General features: G+C 38.0%; 19 protein-coding genes. 18 read left to right on the top strand and 1 reads right to left on the bottom strand.

From position 1 onward, the window contains the following. Positions 1–7: 7 nt before the first annotated feature. Both AC1M9E_RS08475 and AC1M9E_RS08470 read left to right on the top strand, forming a co-directional pair. A complete protein-coding gene (locus AC1M9E_RS08475; protein ID WP_481587687.1) occupies positions 8–1,123 on the top strand; it encodes an NAD/NADP octopine/nopaline dehydrogenase family protein in 1,116 nt (371 codons plus the stop codon). Then, on the top strand, positions 1,114–2,100 hold the full coding sequence (locus AC1M9E_RS08470) for a 3-hydroxybutyryl-CoA dehydrogenase (RefSeq protein ID WP_488225202.1): 987 nt from the start codon (positions 1,114–1,116) through the stop codon (positions 2,098–2,100). Before AC1M9E_RS08475 ends, AC1M9E_RS08470 begins: the two co-directional genes overlap by 10 nt. 30 nt (positions 2,101–2,130) lie before the next feature. Here the strand turns inward: AC1M9E_RS08470 and AC1M9E_RS08465 are convergent, their stop codons facing one another. Then, a complete protein-coding gene (locus AC1M9E_RS08465) occupies positions 2,131–2,598 on the bottom strand; it encodes a MarR family winged helix-turn-helix transcriptional regulator (protein ID WP_092767678.1) in 468 nt (155 codons plus the stop codon). Between the two features lie 138 nt (positions 2,599–2,736). Between AC1M9E_RS08465 and AC1M9E_RS08460 the strand changes: the two genes are divergently transcribed. The 16 genes from AC1M9E_RS08460 to AC1M9E_RS08385 all read left to right on the top strand — a co-directional run bounded on the left by AC1M9E_RS08460 (position 2,737) and on the right by AC1M9E_RS08385 (position 18,607). After that, positions 2,737–3,870, top strand: a complete 1,134-nt coding sequence (locus AC1M9E_RS08460) for an amidase (protein WP_488224681.1) — start codon at positions 2,737–2,739, stop codon at positions 3,868–3,870. Continuing rightward, positions 3,867–5,024 (top strand): acyl-CoA dehydrogenase family protein, encoded by a 1,158-nt coding sequence (locus tag AC1M9E_RS08455; protein WP_488224680.1) that lies wholly within the window; start codon positions 3,867–3,869, stop codon positions 5,022–5,024. The genes AC1M9E_RS08460 and AC1M9E_RS08455 overlap by 4 nt, the downstream gene beginning before the upstream one ends. Positions 5,025–5,048: 24 nt before the next feature. Further along, positions 5,049–5,408 (top strand): hypothetical protein, encoded by a 360-nt coding sequence (locus AC1M9E_RS08450; RefSeq protein WP_035266405.1) that lies wholly within the window; start codon positions 5,049–5,051, stop codon positions 5,406–5,408. Positions 5,409–5,418: 10 nt separating this feature from the next. Beyond that, a complete protein-coding gene (locus tag AC1M9E_RS08445; protein ID WP_481608046.1) occupies positions 5,419–5,946 on the top strand; it encodes a nuclear transport factor 2 family protein in 528 nt (175 codons plus the stop codon). A 36-nt stretch (positions 5,947–5,982) separates the two neighbouring features. Further along, positions 5,983–7,260, top strand: a complete 1,278-nt coding sequence (locus AC1M9E_RS08440; protein ID WP_035266339.1) for an aromatic ring-hydroxylating oxygenase subunit alpha — start codon at positions 5,983–5,985, stop codon at positions 7,258–7,260. Between the two features lie 10 nt (positions 7,261–7,270). After that, positions 7,271–7,756 (top strand): aromatic-ring-hydroxylating dioxygenase subunit beta, encoded by a 486-nt coding sequence (locus AC1M9E_RS08435; RefSeq protein ID WP_481608047.1) that lies wholly within the window; start codon positions 7,271–7,273, stop codon positions 7,754–7,756. 9 nt (positions 7,757–7,765) lie between these two features. Continuing rightward, on the top strand, positions 7,766–8,503 hold the full coding sequence (locus tag AC1M9E_RS08430; protein WP_481589334.1) for an SDR family NAD(P)-dependent oxidoreductase: 738 nt from the start codon (positions 7,766–7,768) through the stop codon (positions 8,501–8,503). Between the two features lie 30 nt (positions 8,504–8,533). Then, positions 8,534–9,487, top strand: a complete 954-nt coding sequence (locus tag AC1M9E_RS08425) for a PDR/VanB family oxidoreductase (RefSeq protein WP_481592082.1) — start codon at positions 8,534–8,536, stop codon at positions 9,485–9,487. A 49-nt stretch (positions 9,488–9,536) separates the two neighbouring features. Further along, positions 9,537–10,499 carry a p-hydroxyphenylacetate 3-hydroxylase reductase component gene (locus AC1M9E_RS08420; RefSeq protein WP_180028234.1) on the top strand — a complete coding sequence of 321 codons (963 nt, stop codon included), beginning with the start codon at positions 9,537–9,539 and terminating at the stop codon, positions 10,497–10,499. 226 nt (positions 10,500–10,725) lie between these two features. After that, a complete protein-coding gene (locus AC1M9E_RS08415) occupies positions 10,726–11,961 on the top strand; it encodes an OprD family outer membrane porin (RefSeq protein WP_481587681.1) in 1,236 nt (411 codons plus the stop codon). A gap of 35 nt (positions 11,962–11,996) precedes the next feature. Continuing rightward, entirely contained in the window at positions 11,997–13,139 is a 1,143-nt protein-coding gene (locus AC1M9E_RS08410; protein WP_180028233.1) for an ABC transporter substrate-binding protein, read from the top strand. Positions 13,140–13,227: 88 nt separating this feature from the next. Further along, entirely contained in the window at positions 13,228–14,265 is a 1,038-nt protein-coding gene (locus AC1M9E_RS08405) for a branched-chain amino acid ABC transporter permease (RefSeq protein ID WP_488224679.1), read from the top strand. Continuing rightward, entirely contained in the window at positions 14,262–16,064 is a 1,803-nt protein-coding gene (locus AC1M9E_RS08400; protein WP_488224678.1) for a branched-chain amino acid ABC transporter ATP-binding protein/permease, read from the top strand. The genes AC1M9E_RS08405 and AC1M9E_RS08400 overlap by 4 nt, the downstream gene beginning before the upstream one ends. Beyond that, positions 16,061–16,834 (top strand): ABC transporter ATP-binding protein, encoded by a 774-nt coding sequence (locus tag AC1M9E_RS08395; RefSeq protein ID WP_481590751.1) that lies wholly within the window; start codon positions 16,061–16,063, stop codon positions 16,832–16,834. Before AC1M9E_RS08400 ends, AC1M9E_RS08395 begins: the two co-directional genes overlap by 4 nt. Positions 16,835–16,872: 38 nt before the next feature. Continuing rightward, positions 16,873–17,874, top strand: a complete 1,002-nt coding sequence (locus AC1M9E_RS08390) for a ketopantoate reductase family protein (RefSeq protein ID WP_488224677.1) — start codon at positions 16,873–16,875, stop codon at positions 17,872–17,874. Further along, on the top strand, positions 17,864–18,607 hold the full coding sequence (locus AC1M9E_RS08385) for a class II aldolase/adducin family protein (RefSeq protein ID WP_228143120.1): 744 nt from the start codon (positions 17,864–17,866) through the stop codon (positions 18,605–18,607). Before AC1M9E_RS08390 ends, AC1M9E_RS08385 begins: the two co-directional genes overlap by 11 nt. Positions 18,608–18,611: the final 4 nt, after the last annotated feature.

Raw genomic sequence — 18,611 nt, 5'->3', positions numbered from 1 at the left:
GAAGAAAATGAAAATCACGGTTCTTGGCGGTGGACATGGATGTTATGCATCAGCAGTGGAGATGGCGGAAAAAAATCACGAAGTTAAATTATGGCGAAGAGATCGAGATTCACTAAAAGAATTAGCGAAATATGGTGAGCTTACTGTAAAAGACTTTCGTGGCACTAGAACAGTATCTGTTGGGGATGAACATCAAAAAATCCAACTTGAAACTGATTTATCCAAAGCTATTGAAAACGCTGAATTGATTATTATTCCTTTACCCGCAACAAGCCATGAAGATTTATCGATTGAAATAGCACCCTACTTAACATCTGGTCAAGTCGTATTTTTACCCCCAGGTACTTTTGGAACATACCTATTTGCTCAAGCAATGCTTAAAGTTGGGAATAAGTCTGACGTGGCTTTTGCTGAAACGGGTACTTTGCCATATTTAGTAAGAAAACATAGTCCGAATTCTATCGTGATTAGTGTATATGCGACGCGATTGCCTACTGGGGTCTATCCAGCAAAATTAAAAGATCATGCTATTAGAGTATTAAAGCAAGCTTATGACAGCATCGAGCCTATAGAGGATGCTTTGAGTGGAGCTTTAATGAATGCAGGACCCATTATTCATCCTCCATTAATTATGCTCAATGCTGCACCTTTAGAACATTTTGATGTATGGGATATTCATAATGAAGGTACTCAACCTTCAGTGAGGAGAGTAACGAGCTTATTAGATCAAGAGCGAATGAATATTCGTGAAGCATTGGGATACTCGAAACAGCATTTCCCACTCGCAGATCATTACAATAAAGAGGGTGAAGGAGATGAGTGGATGTATGGTAGGGGGGCACATGGTAAGTTGACTGACAGTGGCGATTGGCGCGAGAAAATAGATTTACATTCACATCGGTATATGCTCGAAGACACACGATTAGGCCTGTCATTTATTGTATCGGTTGGTAAGTATGTTGGAGTCAAAACGCCGATTGCTGAAGGGCTTCTGAATATCGCATCATCAATTACTGGTAGGGATTTGTATAGTGAGGGTCGCACTCTTGAAAATTTAGGGTTATTTGATTTAACACAGCAACAATTAAAACACCTGTTGAACTCCGGAGAGCAATCTGCATGATTAAAAATATTATTATTGTAGGTGCAGGTAGAATGGGTAATGCGATTGCGATCGCATTCGCATATGCAGGAATTGAGATTGCACTTGTAGACGTAAAAGATCGAAACCCAGCAGAAAAAAATGAATTTCTGCAAAAATGGAATGACAGCCTCGACCAAGAGTTGCATCTCTTAGAACATATCGGGATGTTAGTGAATGATCAATGTAAAGTATTAAAAGAAAGAATTCATTTCTATTTCAAAGATAATCAAACTATTGATTGGAAAAATTGTGAATTAATTATTGAAGGTGTGCCTGAAATAATGACTCATAAACAACATTGTTTTCGGTGGTTAGAACCCTTAATTTCTAAAAACTGTATTGTAGCATCAACGACTTCGACCTTTTTGGTCACTGATATAGCAAAATTAATTTCTCATCCAGAACGTATTGTTAATGCGCATTGGCTTAATCCTGGGTATTTAATGCCTTTAGTTGAGCTAAGCCGATCGGAGCATACTGCTGATATAGCAGTAGAAAAACTAAAAACATTACTTGAGGCAATTGGTAAAGTCCCCGTGATTTGTAATGCAGTTGCTGGATACATTGTTCCAAGAATTCAAGCATTAGCAATGAATGAAGCAGCGAGAATGGTTGAAGAAAACGTAGCAAGTGCTGAGGATATTGATAAAGCGATTCGTACAGGTTTTGGTTTGCGTTTTTCAGTGTTAGGTATGCTAGAGTTTATCGATTGGGGTGGAGGAGATATTTTGTATCAAGCTTCTGAGTATTTGAGAGAAGAACTTGGTGAGCGTTACAAAGCCCCTGATATTATCAAAAAAAATATGAGGGAAAATAGAAATGGTATTAGAGAACTATCAGGTTTTTACAAATATGAAAGCATGGATATTTATCAATATAAACTAAATGTCATATCAAAATTCGCTGAAAATTTGCGATTTAATCAGCTTATTCCACAATATGAAATTATGAAATAAGCGTTAGTAGGTAAAAAGATTTTAGTCTTTTTACCTATTTGGCATTAAATTGAATATTTTCTTTAATTGTAAATTTAGTGACTCAAGTTCTTGTTCATCAAAAGAATTTAATATACCAGCTAAAGTAACACGATTGATCTGATTAATTTCATCCACCAGACCATATCCTTTTTCAGTGAGCTTCACCATAGAAATCCTTTCATCATGAGGGGATGAGAAAACTTCAACGATACCTTCTTCGACTAATCTATAGATTGCCTTAGTTGCAGTTGTTAATTTGATTGTTGCTAAATTTGCTATTTCAGTGATATTGGCTTCACCGAGAGCATTTGTACTCAAAATGATTTTTCTTTTTGTATTATCGAGACCGATTTTTTTTAAAGATTTATCAATCAATTGGGAATACTTACCATTAACTTGAGATATCCAAAAAAATGGGAAATTTTCCAAACTTTTGGGATCGTTATTTGGCAAATAATTTTCAAAATTTTTTAACATGAGCAGCAATTAAACTTAAAAAAATATAATTGATTATACAAGAAAAAAGACAAAGATTATTTTATTCCAAAATAACTTGACAAATACATTAATTTTTCAGATATTGATGTTGAGTATAAAAATACATGGAAAAGTGAATTGAATATTATATCTAGAAGTCTCTCTTTAGGAGATGGAAAAATTAGAGTCGTGGTTAAAGACTCAATTGATATACAAAATGAAGTGACGACACTTGGAACTCAGGCGCGCAGTGGAGCATGCCCTGCAATTTCACATGCTGAAATTATAAAAAATATACTCAGCAGTGATTGCAAAATTATTGGAAAAACTCATCTTCATGAACTTGCATTCGGTATAACTGGAATAAACAAAAACTTCGGAACACCATTAAATGTTAAATATCCGCAACTTATTCCAGGAGGCTCTTCCAGTGGTTCGGCTGCAGCTATTGCGGCAGATATAGCGGACTTCAGTATTGGTACGGATACTGGTGGATCAATTCGTATGCCAGCCGCTTGCTGTGGAGTGTATGGATTAAAACCTTCATTTGGTCGTGTAAGTCGTGATGGTGTTTGGCCAAAAGATACCACTTTAGACTGCGTCGGACCATTCGCATCAGATATCAACAATCTGATTCTTGCTATGCAGATCATTGATCCTTCATTTAAAGAAATCCAAATCGATCTACAGCAGATTCAATTAGGAATATTACGTGTCGAAGCGGAATCTGAAATTTGGCGTGTCTTAGATGCTGAGTTAACAAAAATTGATTTACCTCAAAAAAATCTATTCATAGACAATATTGATGAGGCATATCAAGCAGGTATGTCGATCATTAATTACGAAACTTGGGGTGCATATCATGATCTTACTCAAACTGGACTTCTAGCCAATGATGTTCAGCAGCGTTTATTAAAAGCATCTGAAACCACTCAAAAAGATGTAGAAAATGCTGAATTAATAAGAACTCAATTCACAGAGCAGATCAATGATTTACTCAACAATGTTGATGTTTTGATACTGCCGACACTACCTCAATTTCCACCTAAATTAGACGAAGCTGAAAATACTGTTGCTTTCCTCAATTTAACTAAGCTCGTGCGACCATTCAATCTATCGGGCCATCCAGCGCTTACGATTCCATATGAAACATCAAATGGCTTACCTGTTGGTATGCAATTAATTGCTAAGCATGGTGAAGATGAAAAATTGTGTGCTATTGCACAACACATTGTCGATATTACGAAGCATTCACAAGGAGGTGGCAAATGAGCAATTTAGCCAAAGATCAAACTGAGAGCCTGATTGATCTAGAAGAATTATGTCAAGAGATTAGACAGCGAGCGTGTTCAGGTGAATTTGACGAACAAGCATACGTGAGTCAAGACATTATTCAAAAACTGAAATCAATTGGGGTATATCGTGCTTTAGTTCCAAAACGTTTCGGTGGTGATGAGGTTTCACCGCGCGCATTTTGTGAACTTATTGAAAAGCTTTCTAAGGCAGATGGATCAGTAGGTTGGGTTGCAAGTTTTGGTATGAGCCCAGCTTATCTTGGGAGTTTACCTGAAGAGACACTTTCAGAACTTTATAAAAATGGCCCAGATATCGTTTTTGCTGGTGGAATTTTTCCACCGCAAGCTGCTCAAGTGATAGATGAGGGTTTAGTTGTAAAAGGCCGTTGGAAATTCTCAAGTGGTTGTAAAGGTGCAGATATCGTTGGTGTAGGCATTGCCCCGATCAAAGATAATGAATCTCATGGCTTACCACGGATGGCTGTTTTACCAGCGCATAAAGCTAAAATTGAAATGACGTGGGATACAGTAGGTTTAAAAGGCACAGGTAGTCACGATCTCATTGTCGATAATGTACTTGTACCTGAGCATTGGACTTTTGTTCGGGGTGAGCCATCTAAACTCAGCGAACCATTTTTCAAATATCCATCCCTCTCTTTGGCGACTCAAGTCCTCACCGTAGTCGGAATTGGCGTAGCCTCGGCGTCATTGGAAGAATTTAGAAAATTAGCTCCAGGTAAGTCGTCGATTACTGGAGGTGCAGAAATTGCTAATCGACCTATCACTCAGTACGAATTTGCGAAAGCTGAAGCTGAGTTCCTAGCTGCAAGAACATGGTTCTACAACACCATGGATATTGTATGGGAAGAAGTACTCAACGGGCGAAAACCTGAACCACATTTAATTAGTGATATGCGTCTATCTTGTACACATGCGGCAAGAGTCTGTGCAAAGGTCACCCGCAAAATGCAAATGTTAGCTGGCATGACTGCCATTTATACCAACCATCCATTTAGTCGCTTTGTGAATGACACGAATGTCGTGACACAGCATGCATTTATGGGTGATGCAACTTTACAAAATGCTGGTGCGATGAGCTTTGGGCTTAATCCGACACCTGGATATTTATAAATGACCGAAAAGAAGGAAATCGAAATGGAAGCTAAAAAATCATTACGCGTATTATTCTGTATGGGGATTAACCAAAACTTCTTTGATGCAGAGCCAGCAGAAGCAAAAGCAGTATGGGCAGCATTTGGTGAAATGTGGAATGGTATCCATGATTTACCTGGCGTTCATGTATACGGCAACTTAGATGATGATCAAAGCATGGTAGGTGCAAGTACGGGTTGGCCTTGGACAACCTATTTATTGGCTGATGTACCTGATATTGAAACAGTTCATGCTGCATGTAATTTATTCCGTACGACTGTGGTCGGAGAAGGTCCATATAAACTTTGGAAGTATTGCAAAGTTGAAGCAAGAGTTGGTCGTGAATTAATTATTCAACGATAAGGATATCGATATGGTCGACTCTAATGAACTCAAAAGCATTCTTCAACGTCTTCAACAGTTGGAAGCGCAGAATCAAATTCGTAATTGCCTAAATCGCTATATGGAAATTTGTGATGAACTTAATCAAAACACAAATTTAGAAGCGCTGATGGATTTATTTGATCGTGAGTGTATTTGGGAGGGGGTAGGGAAAAAATACGCCCAGTCATTTGGTCGGCTTGAGTCTTGGCAGGCAGTATATGACATGTTTAAAAAATACACGCTGAAGGACTCGCATTTTGTTATGAATGCACATTTTGTGAATTCTGAACAAATTTATATTGAGGGTGATGTGGCTGTTGGACACTGGTTGATGTTGCAAACATCAACTTTCAAAACGGGTGCAAGCCACTTGAATGCAGCCAAACTGACAATCCGTTTTAAGCAACAAAATAATGGCATTTGGAAAATCAAACACTTCCAAACAGAAAATATTTTCAGTCGACCAGTAACGCATTGGACCAGTGATGATGAGTTACCAGTACCGCAATCAAATTAAGTCGGTTGAGTTGCATAAGTTATAAGGGAATACATGATGAATAGTGCAATACCAGTTCAAAATATTGAAATTGATTACAATGAATTAGTTCAAAGTGACCGAGTGCATACCTCTTTATATAAAGATGCACAAATCTTTGAAGATGAAATGGAAAAAATTTTTTACAGCACTTGGGTTTGGGTTGCTCATGCAAGTGAAATTCCAGATGCTGGTAGTTATAAAACGATTAATATTGGTAAACAACCTGTAGTTGCTGTACGGGATCGTAAGAAAAAAGTCCACGTTTTACTCAACCGCTGTCGCCATCGTGCTGCTACAGTTTGTGAGCATAAAAAAGGCAAAACAAATAGCTTTGTATGTCCATATCATGGTTGGAGTTACGCTTTGGATGGTACATTGCGTGGCGTTCCTTCACCTGAAAGTTATGGCGAATGTTTAGATAAATCTGAATTTCCACTGATCAGCCTACGTGTAGAAGAATATAACGGTATGATCTTTGCAACCTTCAAAGACGATATCGAGCCATTAGAAGACTTTTTAGGTGCTGCGAAAAAGTGGATTGATCTATTCATGAAGCAAGGCGCAGGTTATCCAGTCAAAGTATTAGGTGAACATCGTTTTACATTCCCAGGTAACTGGAAGATTCAGTTGGAAAATACAACTGACGCGTATCATTTCCCATTAGTTCATAAATCATTCTTAAGTTCTGTAGACGAAAAAACAGAAGAGCTTTTCAACTTTGAAAATCAACCAGGCTATGTTGAAGATCTAGGAAATGGTCACAGCGTGATGGTGATGATTCCAGAACTGGTAGATCTTGATGAAGAGTTGATGGAGCGACCAATCCAAGAGCGTTTTGAAGAACTTGCCCAAGCGCTGCGTGAAGAAGGTCATGAGGAACTTGAAGTTCGTCGAATTTGCCGTGCTGTCGGTGGTTCGGGCTTTAACTTAAATATTTTCCCTAACATTGCATGTTCTATGGCGTTCTTCCGTGTAATGCAACCATTAGCGGTAGATAAAACTGAAATTCACCACTCAGTGATTACGATGGATGGTGGACCACAAATTGCCAACCAATATCGCCTACGTCTACATGAACATTTCCAAGGTCCTTTCGGTTTTGGTACGCCAGATGATGCGGAAGCTTGGGAGCGTGTACAGCATGGTGCAAATGCGGGCAATGATCTTTGGATCATGTTGAACCGTGGTTTACCAGGAGAAGTCAAAACTGAAGATGGTCTGAAGAGTGACGTGAGTGCTGAAACAGGCATGCGTGGCGCTTACCAACAATGGAAAAAGTTGATGACGGCTTAAGGGGAAGAGCATGAAAATTAATTTAAATCTTTTGAACGAAGTAACAGCATTCATTTGGGCTGAAGCTGACATGTTAGATCATTCAGAGTATCAAGCATGGTTAAATTTATGGAATGAAAATGGCAAATACATCATTCCAATTGATCCATCATTGACAGATTACGAAAACCATTTGAACTATGCATATGACAATCACCACATGCGTCAATTACGTGTAGAGCGTTTAGAAAATGGTGAAGCAATCTCGACAGCTCCCAAGGCCAATACTGTTCGCAGCCTGTCACGTGTGCGAATTATTGAAGAAACTGATCAAAAGATAATTTTACGCTGTGCACAAAATTTAAGAGAGTTCCGCAAAGAAAATTTGCGTCATTACACTGCTGATGTGATTTATGAGCTAATACGTCAAGAGAATGGCGAACTCAAAATAGACCGTAAAATTATCAATCTAGTCAATTCGACAGATACCTTAGCTGGTATCAGTTACATTCTATAGGAGGTGACCATGTCACAAGTTGTTTTGGTTACTGGTGCTGCCTCTGGTTTAGGTAATGTGATTGCTGAATATTTTGCTGAACAAGGGCATCAAGTTATTTTAACTGCAAGTACCTTAGAAAAAGCGGAAAGCGCTAAAGCTGCGAGTCAGTATCCATCGCAGATGTATCCCTTAAAACTGGATATATCAGTAGAGCAGGACTTTAGAGATGCAGTGAGTTGGATTGAAACTCATTTCAACAAGTTGGATGTTTTAATCAATAACGCCACAGTAACTAAAGCAACTCCTGTCCTTGAAATCACTGCGAGAGATTTTGATTGGGTGACACAAGTCAACCAACGAGGAACCTTTCAGTCATGTCAAATTATTGGTCAATATATGGCATCTAAAGGCTTTGGTCGAATTATCAACATGGCTTCGTTGGCTGGTCAGAATGGTGGTACTGCAACAGGAGCACATTATGCAGCTTCAAAAGGTGCAATCGTAACTTTGACTAAAATTTTTGCAAAAGAATTTGCCGCTAAAGGTGTGACGGTAAATGCCGTAGCACCAGGACCAATGGAGTCTCCAATAGTACACAGCGTTGTTTCAGATGAAAAAATGGAAGCGTTTATCAATAATATTCCTGTTAAGGCTTTAGGCAGTATGAGTTTTATCGCTGAAACTTGTGCTTTGTTAGCATCCCCACAAGCAGCTTTTGTGACAGGAGCAACATGGGATATTAACGGAGGACTATTTATGCGCTAAGCATTGGCTTAGTCATAAAGGGGGAAAACTATGAACGAAAAATACTCCGTAATAGTAAATAAAAGATCAGTAGAAGCGGAAAATGTTGTTGTCTTAGATTTAATTTCAGCAACTGAGTCTCCATTACCTGAAATCGAAGCTGGATCACATATCGATCTATTCCTGCCTAATGGTTTAATCCGTCAGTATTCTCTATGTCAAGATCCTAGTTTAAAAGGTGTTTTTCGATTAGGGATCTTAAAAGATGAAGCATCAAGAGGGGGATCACTGTCGGCGTTTAATGACATCTCTGAAGGGATGCAACTACAAGTCAGCCATCCTAAAAATTTGTTCCCATTGTTAGATGCATCTCACAGCGTTTTAGTTGGTGGTGGTATTGGGATTACACCGTTAATTACCATGGCTTATGATTTATTGAATAAGAATAAGTCATTTGAATTGCATTATTGTGCAGCCTCTAAACAAACTGCTGCATTTGTAGATGAAATCAAGCAAGGTCCCTTAGCGAGTTATACAACTTTCCATTTTAAAGATGATGGTGCAAATCATCGTGAATTTTTTGATCACGCAATGAAAGATATTGCCAAAGATTCACATTTATATACCTGTGGTCCTAATGGATTTATGGATTGGATTATTAATCTTGCTGAGTCTAAGGGTTTTAGTTCCGATCAATTACATAAAGAATATTTTCAGGTAGATATTGATTTAGGTGGCGCTAGTTTTGAAGTTGTTGCACAACAAAGTGGTAAAACGATTCAAGTAGCTCCAGAGGAAACTATTCTGCAAGCTTTAGCGCGAGAAGGGATTAAAGTCGAGTTATCGTGCGAACAGGGCGTTTGTGGAACGTGTATGTGTGATGTGCTTGAAGGCGAACCCGATCATCGAGACGTCTACTTTACTGACGAAGAAAAAGAAAGTAATGAGCAGATTTTAGTGTGTTGTTCTCGATCAAAAACACCGAGATTAGTTTTAGATATTTAATAGTTGAATTGCCATCATGGAAGGTCATTTTGGGATTCAGGAGAAGGGAATGAATAGTTATCAAAAATCGGAAGAACAAGCTATTGATCCGATGAAATTCCGCAGAGCACTCGGTAATTTTGCAACTGGGGTTACTATTATTACAGCGCAAAATGCGCAAGGTGAAAAAGTGGGTGTAACTGCCAATAGTTTTAACTCAGTTTCATTAGACCCACCTTTAATCTTGTGGAGTATTGATAAAAAATCGACCAGTTTTGAAGTTTTTAAAAACTCTAGTCATTTTGCAGTCAATATTTTATCTGGATCACAAATCGAGGTATCGAATAAATTTGCTAAACGCAATATTGATAAATTCGAAGGAGCAAACTACCGTTTGGGTGTAGGTAATGCTCCAGTTCTGGAAAATTGCTCTGCTGTTTTTGAATGTGAATTATTTCAAATTGTAGAAGGCGGGGATCACTGGATTATTATTGGAAAGGTCGTTAATTTTCAAGATGAAGGTCGTAGTCCATTAGTATATCACCAGGGTGCGTACTCAGCAGTAACACCACACCCAATGTTAAGAATTAAAGATTCAAATCCGGTCCAAACTGATGATTTGGGTCAACTATATCAAGGTAATTTATATAATAATGTTGCCTATCTCATGAGTCGAGCATTCAAGTTTTATCAAAATGATTATATCCCAAAGCAATTAGTCACAGGTTTTAGAACGAGTGAAGCTCGAATGCTTTTAGTGCTAGGCAGTGGTGCAAGTTCATGCAAAGATGATTTGCCACGTGATATAGCAATGCCTATGCGAGAAATAGAAAGAGCAGCGGAAATCCTTAAGAAAGATGAGCTACTAGTCGAAACAGAAGAATTCTACCAATTAACAGATAAAGGTAAAAAAACCGCACATTATTTATTTGATATTGCTGATGAGCATCAAAATGAAGTATTTGCAAAATACAGTGACCAAGAAAAGAATACTTTTATCACCATTCTAAAAGATATTGCGGGTATTCATTAAATCAAATTGGGCTAAATGTTAGATCATTTGGCCTTTTTTTCAATCTATAAAGATTTAAAAGGGATTTAATTATTAATTAAGGTATATAAATATACTTAAAAGAAAATTGAATTTTCTATGGAATTGGAAAAGAATTGGGTTGAATATATGAAATTTCATATAGCTGAATAGAAAAAATTAAACAGGGTTGAGTGAGAAAATCAGTAAAAAACTAAGGGGAAGTTGAGTGAAAAAGTTACCTACATTTGCAATACTAGCAATTTGCTGTAATACAGCAGTTTATGCGGACTTGGTAAAAGATAGTCAAACGACAATAAATTTAAGAAATTTCTTTATTGATCGAAATAACACAACACAGCCTGATGTTGGTAGTTGGTCACAAGCATTAGGTCTAAAGTTTAGTTCAGGTTATACCAATACACCCATTCAGGTGGGTTTTGACGTGACTTCAAGTTACGCACTAAGATTATCAAATCATAATGCTGAAAGGTCTGATTCGATCTTACCATTTGATCCCATAAAAAATGAGCAAGAACGTAGTTATAATAAATTTGGTGCAACCTTAAAGCTGAAATATAAAGATTCTGAGCTATTAGTTGGGGAACTTTCGCCAAAAACACCTGTTGCATTTATTGATGATTCACGTCAGTTGGTGACAACATATGCTGGTGCGGCATTTGAAACCAAAGCCATTCAAGATTTAAAACTGTCTGCTGGACGAATCACGCATATTAATGCGCGTAATGATGATGAGTTTGAAAAACTAAGCTTGTTTGCACCAGGTAAAGCAAGAATAGAAAGTAATGGTTTAAGTTATGTTGGTTTAGACTATAATTTTAGCCCTAAAATTTCAGGCTCTTACTGGTTTGGTCAGCTGGAAGATATTTATAACCAACATTATTTAAATGCAGCATATAACACTCAAATTGGCGACTCTAAAATCAAATTAGATGCACGTTATTTCCATAACAGTGAAGCTGGTGACAAATACTATGGAAACATAGATAGCAAAACATTTGGCGTTCAGGCCAACATTCAAAATGGCTCACATAGTTTTGCTGCAGGTGTTCAAAAAAATTCCGGGGATACCAATTTTCCAACATTTGATGGATTCGCTCCTCAACCGTTCCTACATACTTGGTCAACTTTAGGTTTCATCAAACCTGAAGAACTTACTTATCATGCACTTTATTCTTATGACTTTAAAAATGTTGGTTTGCCGGGTTTAAGAACGACGTTGCGTTATTTATATGGTACGAACATAGAGCGTAATGGCCTACCAGATAATAAAGAAACTGAAGCTAATTTCATTGTCGGCTACACCGTTCCAGAAGGGTCTTTTAAAGGGTTGGGTATAGAATGGAGGTATATCGACACGACTACTAAATATGGTGCAGGAACAACCAATGGTAATGATTTTGTTGAAAATCGAATCATTACTACATATAGCTATAAATTCTAATTACATAAACAGTTAATGGACAAACTGGAGATTATATGATGTTTAAAAAATTATTATTATCAACAAGCTTAATCGCAATTGCCACTTATGCTCAAGCTGATATCACGATTGGAGTTGTGACATCATCATCCGGACCTGTAGCAATGGTAGGTATACCACAAAAAAATACAGTTGCTTTATTACCTAAAAAAATTGGTAATGAGAACGTTCGATATATTTCTCTTGATGATGCGAGTGATCCTACAGCATCTGTCAAAGCTGTCGAGAAACTAATTAAAGAAAACAAAGTTGATGCAATCATTGGTCCTTCTGGTTCACCAAATGCTTCTGCTGTGATTGGGACGATTGCTAAAGCGAAAGTACCTCTTCTTGCACCGGTTGGAACTTCTACGATAGTCATGCCAATGACGGATCAAAAAAAATGGGTGTTTAAGACCACTCAGAATGATGAAATCATCGCAGAAGCGCTTGTGCAAGATATGGTGAAGCGAAAAATTACAACTCTAGGATTTATCGGTACTGCTGATCCGTACGGAGAAAACTGGGGAAAAGTCTTAGCGAATTTAGCAAAGAAAAATGGGATTAAAATCGTTGCTCAAGAATCATTTCAACGTCAAGATACTTCTCTAACTGGTCAAGCGTTAAAACTCATAAGTAAAAAACCACAGGCAATTCTAGTTGCAGCACCAGGTAGTTCAGCAGTGCCTCCACAAACTGCTTTATATGATCGAGGCTATCGAGGGCAAATTTATCAAACGCATGGTGCGGCTTTAGATCAATATTTAAAAATGGGTGGCAAGAAAGTAGAAAATACGATTTTAGCTGCCAGTTTAATGCTTGTTTTAAATGAAGTATCTAATACACATCCTTCTAAGAAAATTGCTACTAAATATATCAATGATTATAAAGCAAAATATAAACAAACACCTGCAACTTTCGGGGCAAATGTGTATGACGCAGGTATTTTGCTTGAAAAAGCTGTACCGACTGCTTTGAAAAAAGCAAAGCCTGGCACCGTGCAATTCCGTGAAGCTCTACGTGATGCATTGGAATCTACAAAAGAAGTCGCAGGAACTCAAGGCGTGTATAACATGAGCCCATCTGATCATAGTGGATTTGACAAGCGTGGGCGTGAAATGATCATTGTTAAAAATGGTCAGTGGAAACTACTGAAGTAAATTTAGCTTTTCATCATAAATGAAATCAGAGCGATATGCATATGTCGCTCTAGGTAAATTCATCCTCAAAAAAGGGTAGGAAGATGTTATGGATTTAAATATCGCGTTAATTTTGGGGCAGGATGGTATTACCAGTGGTGCTATTTATGCATTATTAGCGCTATGTATCATTTTAGTTTTTACTGTCACTCGGATATTACTCATTCCATTGGGTGAATTTGCTGTATTTGGTGCATTGACTTTGGCATCCATTCAAGCAGGTATTCCAAGCTTAATAGTTTGGCTGGTCGTTGCGTTTTTTATTGTCAATACAAGTCTGGATTTATACGCTAAATTTTTTAAAAATCAGACATTTAATATCAAAATTTTTATTGCGTCATTGATTTATATTTCTTTGATCGTTATCGCGATGTACACACTACCTTTAGCGACGCTTCCAATGCCAATTCAAGTTTTATTGACTTTGGCTGTGATTACACCGCTTGGTCCTCAAATGTATCGCACTTTTTTTCAACCTTTAGTCGCAGCCAAACCTTTAGTTTTATTGATCGTGTCGATAGCGGTTCATGTGGCATTAGTCGGTTTAGGACTCGTGATATTCGGTCCAAATGGTGCTCAAACACAACCATTTAGTGATAAAAGCTTTGAAATTGGGACTCTTGTTTTAAGCAGTCAAACTTTGATCATTATCGTTTCATTCTTTGTGATGATTTTAGTGCTTTGGTATTTCTTTGAAAAAACACTCTATGGTAAGGCTTTGCATGCAACCGCTGTCAATCGAATCGGTGCACAGCTCATGGGTATTTCTCCAATCTTTGCGGGCAAACTTACTTTTGTTTTAGCTACATTTATCGGAACCTTATCAGGCATTTTAATTGCGCCGATCACAACCCTGTATTACGACTCAGGATTTATTTTAAGTCTGAAGGGATTTGTAGGGGCAATCATTGGAGGACTAATCAGCTTCCCAGTCGCAGCAATTGGTGCCGTGATTGTTGGTGTTATTGAGTCTTTCTCCATGTTTTGGGCAAGTGATTACAAAGAAATCATCGTCTTTACATTAATTATTCCTTTCTTACTTTGGAAATCACTCACAACTCGTCATGTTGAGGAGGATGAAGAATGAAATCAAAAACTTATTTCTTTATATTTGCGCTAATTGTATTCATCAGCCCATTTTTTTTACCGACCTATCAAGTCACTTTATTGAACTATATTGGTCTAAATGCATTAGTCGTGTTAGGTCTTGTATTGGTGACAGGCGTTGGAGGCATGACTACATTTGGTCAAGCAGCCTTAGTTGGAATTGGCGCATACGCAACTGCTTACTTAACTGTGACTGAACAATTACCAAGTTTCCTCGCATGGACAGGTGGCAATCCTTGGTTTGGACTTCTGCTCGGAATAGTCATTACAGTCGCATCTGCGATTTTGGTGGGTGGCTTAACACTTAAACTTTCAGGGCATTATCTGCCTTTAGGTACGATCGCTTGGGGCATTTCACTTTATTATTTCTTTTCCACCATTGAAACTTTAGGTGGGCATTCTGGAATTTCGAATATTCCCTCTATTTCTATCGCAGGATTTGCCTTTGATAATGGCAACAAAATGTTCTACCTCATTTGGCTCATTGTATTCATTGCCATTATTTTGACAAAAAATCTTTTAAATTCTCGAGAGGGTCGAGCAATCCGTGCTTTGAAAGGCGGACAAGTAATGGCTGAGTCTATGGGAGTAAATACGTTTAGAGCAAAAATGATCATCTTTGTGATTGCTGCAATTTTTGCATCAATTTCAGGGTGGCTTTATGCACACACGCAAACTTTTATTAACCCGACACCTTTTGGACTCCAAATGGGTATCGACTACTTGTTTATGGCGTTGTTAGGCGGTGTCGGTAGTATTTGGGGTGCAATATTAGGTGCAGGCATATTCACCATGGTACGCCAATGGTTGCAAGATGCTTTGCCTATTATTTTTGGCGGACAAGGTCATTATGAAACAATCGTATTTGGATTAATCATTGTTGTATTGATGCAAAAAGCACCATCAGGGATTTGGTCATTTATTACTAAGTTGATCCCAAATAAATATAATCCTGTAGATTTATATCCTTCAATCCACCCCATTCCTCAAATGGACAAAGTAGAAAATCAAATCAACAAGGGTGAATTGATATTAGATGCGAAGAACATCACGAAAAAATTTGGTGGCTTAGTTGCGAACAATGAAATGAATCTGAAAATTCATGCTGGAGAGGTTCTCGCTTTAATTGGTCCGAATGGTGCTGGTAAAAGTACCATGTTCAATCAAATATCAGGTGTAGATGTTCCAACAAGTGGTGAAGTTTTATTTAAAGGTAAAAAAATAAATGGCATACCATCCAGAGAAATTGCCAAATTAGGATTAAGTCGCACATTCCAACACGTAAAAATATTGCCTGAAATGACTGTATTAGAAAATACAGCCATAGGTGCACATTTGCGCGGAGAAAAAAGTGTCATCTCATCCATGTTACTTCTTGATCGAGTTGAAGAAAATGAACTTCTCAATGAGGCTAAATATCAACTAGAACGTGTAGGGCTTGGAGAATATTTGTATGTCGAAGCTGGCAGTTTAGCACTCGGGCAGCAACGTATTTTAGAAATTGCACGTGCTTTATGTGCGAACCCAAGCTTATTACTACTTGATGAGCCCGCAGCAGGATTAAGATTTAAAGAGAAACAAGCCTTAGCTGAACTTCTAGCGAAATTACGTGCTGAAGGTATGGCGATTCTCTTGGTCGAGCATGATATGGACTTTGTCATGAATCTCGCAGACCGAATTGTGGTCATGGAGTTCGGTCAAAAAATTGCTGAAGGATTACCAGAAGAAATTCAAAAAAATGAAGCTGTATTGGAAGCTTATTTAGGAGGTGCTGCATGATCACAATGCTTGGAAATCAAGAGGGCACGCCTCTGCTAGAAGTAAATAATTTGAGTGTTGCTTACGGAAAAGTCGAAGCGCTTTCAAATTTTAATATGCGTGTTAATCAAGGCCAAATTGTTTCTGTTGTTGGTCCAAATGGTGCGGGTAAAACAACTTTATTGTCTGCAATTATGGGGGTGCTGGGTTCTAAAGGACACGTCGATTTCGATGGACATGTGGAGCAATGTCCACAGGTTGAGCAAATGGTCATTCGTGGGCTTGGATTAGTGCCTGAAAAACGAGAGTTATTTGGAACAATGTCTATTGAAGACAATCTTATGCTTGGCGCTTTTCAACGCTATCGCCAAAGAGACAAAGAGATTTTGAGCACTTTAGATGAAGTGTATGACATTTTTCCTCGTTTGAAAGAAAGACGATCACAGCAAGCAGGAACACTTTCTGGTGGTGAACGACAAATGCTTGCAGTAGGTCGTGCACTCATGGCTAAACCTAAATTGTTGATGTTAGACGAGCCGAGTTTGGGATTAGCGCCACTCATCACCCGAGAAATTTTTAAGGTGATTGACCAATTAAGAGGACATGGCGTGTCTATCTTGTTAGTTGAGCAGAATGCTAGAGCTGCTTTAAAACTTGCAGATTATGCTTATGTCTTAGAAATGGGAGAGCTTTCAATGGAAGGAAAGGGCTCTGATTTAGTTGAAGATCCAAGAATCATCGAAAGTTACTTAGGAATTAATAGTAAGCATCAAGACGTATTAGCTATTTAGAACATAACTACTCATACGCTTTTCAGGGATTTGAATGGATGTCAAAAAAAATTTTGGTATATGGTGCTGGAGCCATAGGCTGTGTAGTTGCTGCTAGATTAACGCTAGCAGGACACCAAGTCACTGTTCTAGCGCGAGGGGAAAAAGTCGAAACGCTAAAGCAAAAAGGGATTCACTTAAAAGATGTACTGGGTGAATTCCAAGTACATCCATCTCGAATTGTGGATACAGAAGAATGCATTGAAAAACAAGATTTTATCTTTATAGCAACGAAGTTTAACGCTTTATATGAAATTTCAACTCAGCTGAAGCGTTATATGCATAACGCGACAGTCATTGTCCCGTTAATGAATGGAATACCCTTTTGGTATTATTACGGTTTAGAGAATAACTCTAAAAATTCAAGGATAAATTGTTTAGATCAACAGGGCGTTTTAAATGACCATTTTCCATTAGAACATTTAATTGGCGCTGTTGTATTTATTACAGCGCAAAGTGTCAATGAAAATGAGGTCAAATCAGACAATCCGTATTTGTTGATCTTTGGTGAGCCGAGTCATCAAATGACTGAACGATTAGATGCGCTTGTTGAATTGTTTGAAAATACAAGTATTGAAGCACGACCCGTAGAAAACATCCGAGATCAAATTTGGACCAAGGTTATGGCTAACTTGAGCTCCAATCCATTATCGGTTGTGGCTGATGCTCCGCTAAGTAAAATTTATGCTGATCACAATTTAACTCGAATTACGCAACAAATTTTATATGAAGTTCGAGCTGTTGCGGCTTGCTATGGCGCTCGTATCAATATCGACCCAAACACATTTTTAAAGTTAGGTTCAGAGATGGGGGAAACATATACATCAATGTGGCATGACTACAAAAATCGTCGCCCTTTAGAGTTAGCACCCATTGCAGAAGCTGTATTTGAATTGGCAGATGCTTATGAATGTCCGATGCCGACATCCAAACTTATATATGAATTAACGGTCTATTTAAGCGAACAAGCCAGAACAAGGAATAATGAAGATGAAAAATAATGTATTGAATGTCTCTGAAGCTGAATGGGCGCTCAGAGTTAAATTAGCGAATTGTTATCACCTTATTGATTATTTTGGTTGGACGGAAACAATTTTTAATCATGTCTCAGCGCGCTTACCAGGAGCTGAACACTATTATTTAGTAAATCCTTTCGGCTTGAACTATACGGAAATCACACCCGAAAATTTATTAAAAGTAGATTTAAACGGTAATAAAGTGATTCATTCTGAATATGATGCCAATCCTGCAGGATTTGCTTTACATAGTGCTGTTCATGGTGCTCGTGATGATATTCGATGTTTAATACATACACATACCACACCAATCAGTGCCATTGCACAAAAGAAAGATGGCTTTAAAAATGACAATTTTTATGGTGCGCAGTTATATGGGCGGGTAGGTTATCACGCCTTTGAAGGCATTACTCTATTCGAAGAAGAAAAACAAAGAATGATCAAAAGTTTAGGTGATCATCACATTCTGGTACTTAGAAATCATGGTGTAGCTGTGGGAGAGAGTACGATTGAAAAAGCTTTTTTCCTACTCTGGACAGTTCAACGAGCCGCAGAAATACAATGCCAAGCGGATTCAATGCGTGGTGACGATGTTGAATTAGATCATATCGTAAAACAGAAGTGTGCAGACTTAACTCAAATGTTAATTCAAGAAAGTGCTTTCGCAGATAAATTTTTTAATGCAATGGTTCGAAAAATGCAGGAAAACAAACACTAGTTCA

It is taken from the genome of Acinetobacter sp. 24-47-47, from assembly GCF_057737035.1.
The sequence above is the reverse complement of the archived record's forward strand: the minus strand, read 5'-3'. Positions and strand labels throughout refer to the sequence as shown.

What these genes read in the sequence shown, in the direction of transcription:
- AC1M9E_RS08410 (WP_180028233.1), top strand. Translation starts at nt 11,997, where the DNA reads ATGATGTTTAAAAAATTATTATTATCAACAAGCTTAATCGCAATTGCC.
- AC1M9E_RS08440 (WP_035266339.1), top strand. Translation starts at nt 5,983, where the DNA reads ATGAATAGTGCAATACCAGTTCAAAATATTGAAATTGATTACAATGAA.
- AC1M9E_RS08430 (WP_481589334.1), top strand. Translation starts at nt 7,766, where the DNA reads ATGTCACAAGTTGTTTTGGTTACTGGTGCTGCCTCTGGTTTAGGTAAT.
- AC1M9E_RS08385 (WP_228143120.1), top strand. Translation starts at nt 17,864, where the DNA reads ATGAAAAATAATGTATTGAATGTCTCTGAAGCTGAATGGGCGCTCAGA.
- AC1M9E_RS08450 (WP_035266405.1), top strand. Translation starts at nt 5,049, where the DNA reads ATGGAAGCTAAAAAATCATTACGCGTATTATTCTGTATGGGGATTAAC.
- AC1M9E_RS08425 (WP_481592082.1), top strand. Translation starts at nt 8,534, where the DNA reads ATGAACGAAAAATACTCCGTAATAGTAAATAAAAGATCAGTAGAAGCG.
- AC1M9E_RS08395 (WP_481590751.1), top strand. Translation starts at nt 16,061, where the DNA reads ATGATCACAATGCTTGGAAATCAAGAGGGCACGCCTCTGCTAGAAGTA.
- AC1M9E_RS08400 (WP_488224678.1), top strand. Translation starts at nt 14,262, where the DNA reads ATGAAATCAAAAACTTATTTCTTTATATTTGCGCTAATTGTATTCATC.
- AC1M9E_RS08435 (WP_481608047.1), top strand. Translation starts at nt 7,271, where the DNA reads ATGAAAATTAATTTAAATCTTTTGAACGAAGTAACAGCATTCATTTGG.
- AC1M9E_RS08445 (WP_481608046.1), top strand. Translation starts at nt 5,419, where the DNA reads ATGGTCGACTCTAATGAACTCAAAAGCATTCTTCAACGTCTTCAACAG.
- AC1M9E_RS08465 (WP_092767678.1), bottom strand. Translation starts at nt 2,598, where the DNA reads ATGTTAAAAAATTTTGAAAATTATTTGCCAAATAACGATCCCAAAAGT.
- AC1M9E_RS08420 (WP_180028234.1), top strand. Translation starts at nt 9,537, where the DNA reads ATGAATAGTTATCAAAAATCGGAAGAACAAGCTATTGATCCGATGAAA.
- AC1M9E_RS08455 (WP_488224680.1), top strand. Translation starts at nt 3,867, where the DNA reads ATGAGCAATTTAGCCAAAGATCAAACTGAGAGCCTGATTGATCTAGAA.
- AC1M9E_RS08390 (WP_488224677.1), top strand. Translation starts at nt 16,873, where the DNA reads ATGTCAAAAAAAATTTTGGTATATGGTGCTGGAGCCATAGGCTGTGTA.
- AC1M9E_RS08475 (WP_481587687.1), top strand. Translation starts at nt 8, where the DNA reads ATGAAAATCACGGTTCTTGGCGGTGGACATGGATGTTATGCATCAGCA.
- AC1M9E_RS08405 (WP_488224679.1), top strand. Translation starts at nt 13,228, where the DNA reads ATGGATTTAAATATCGCGTTAATTTTGGGGCAGGATGGTATTACCAGT.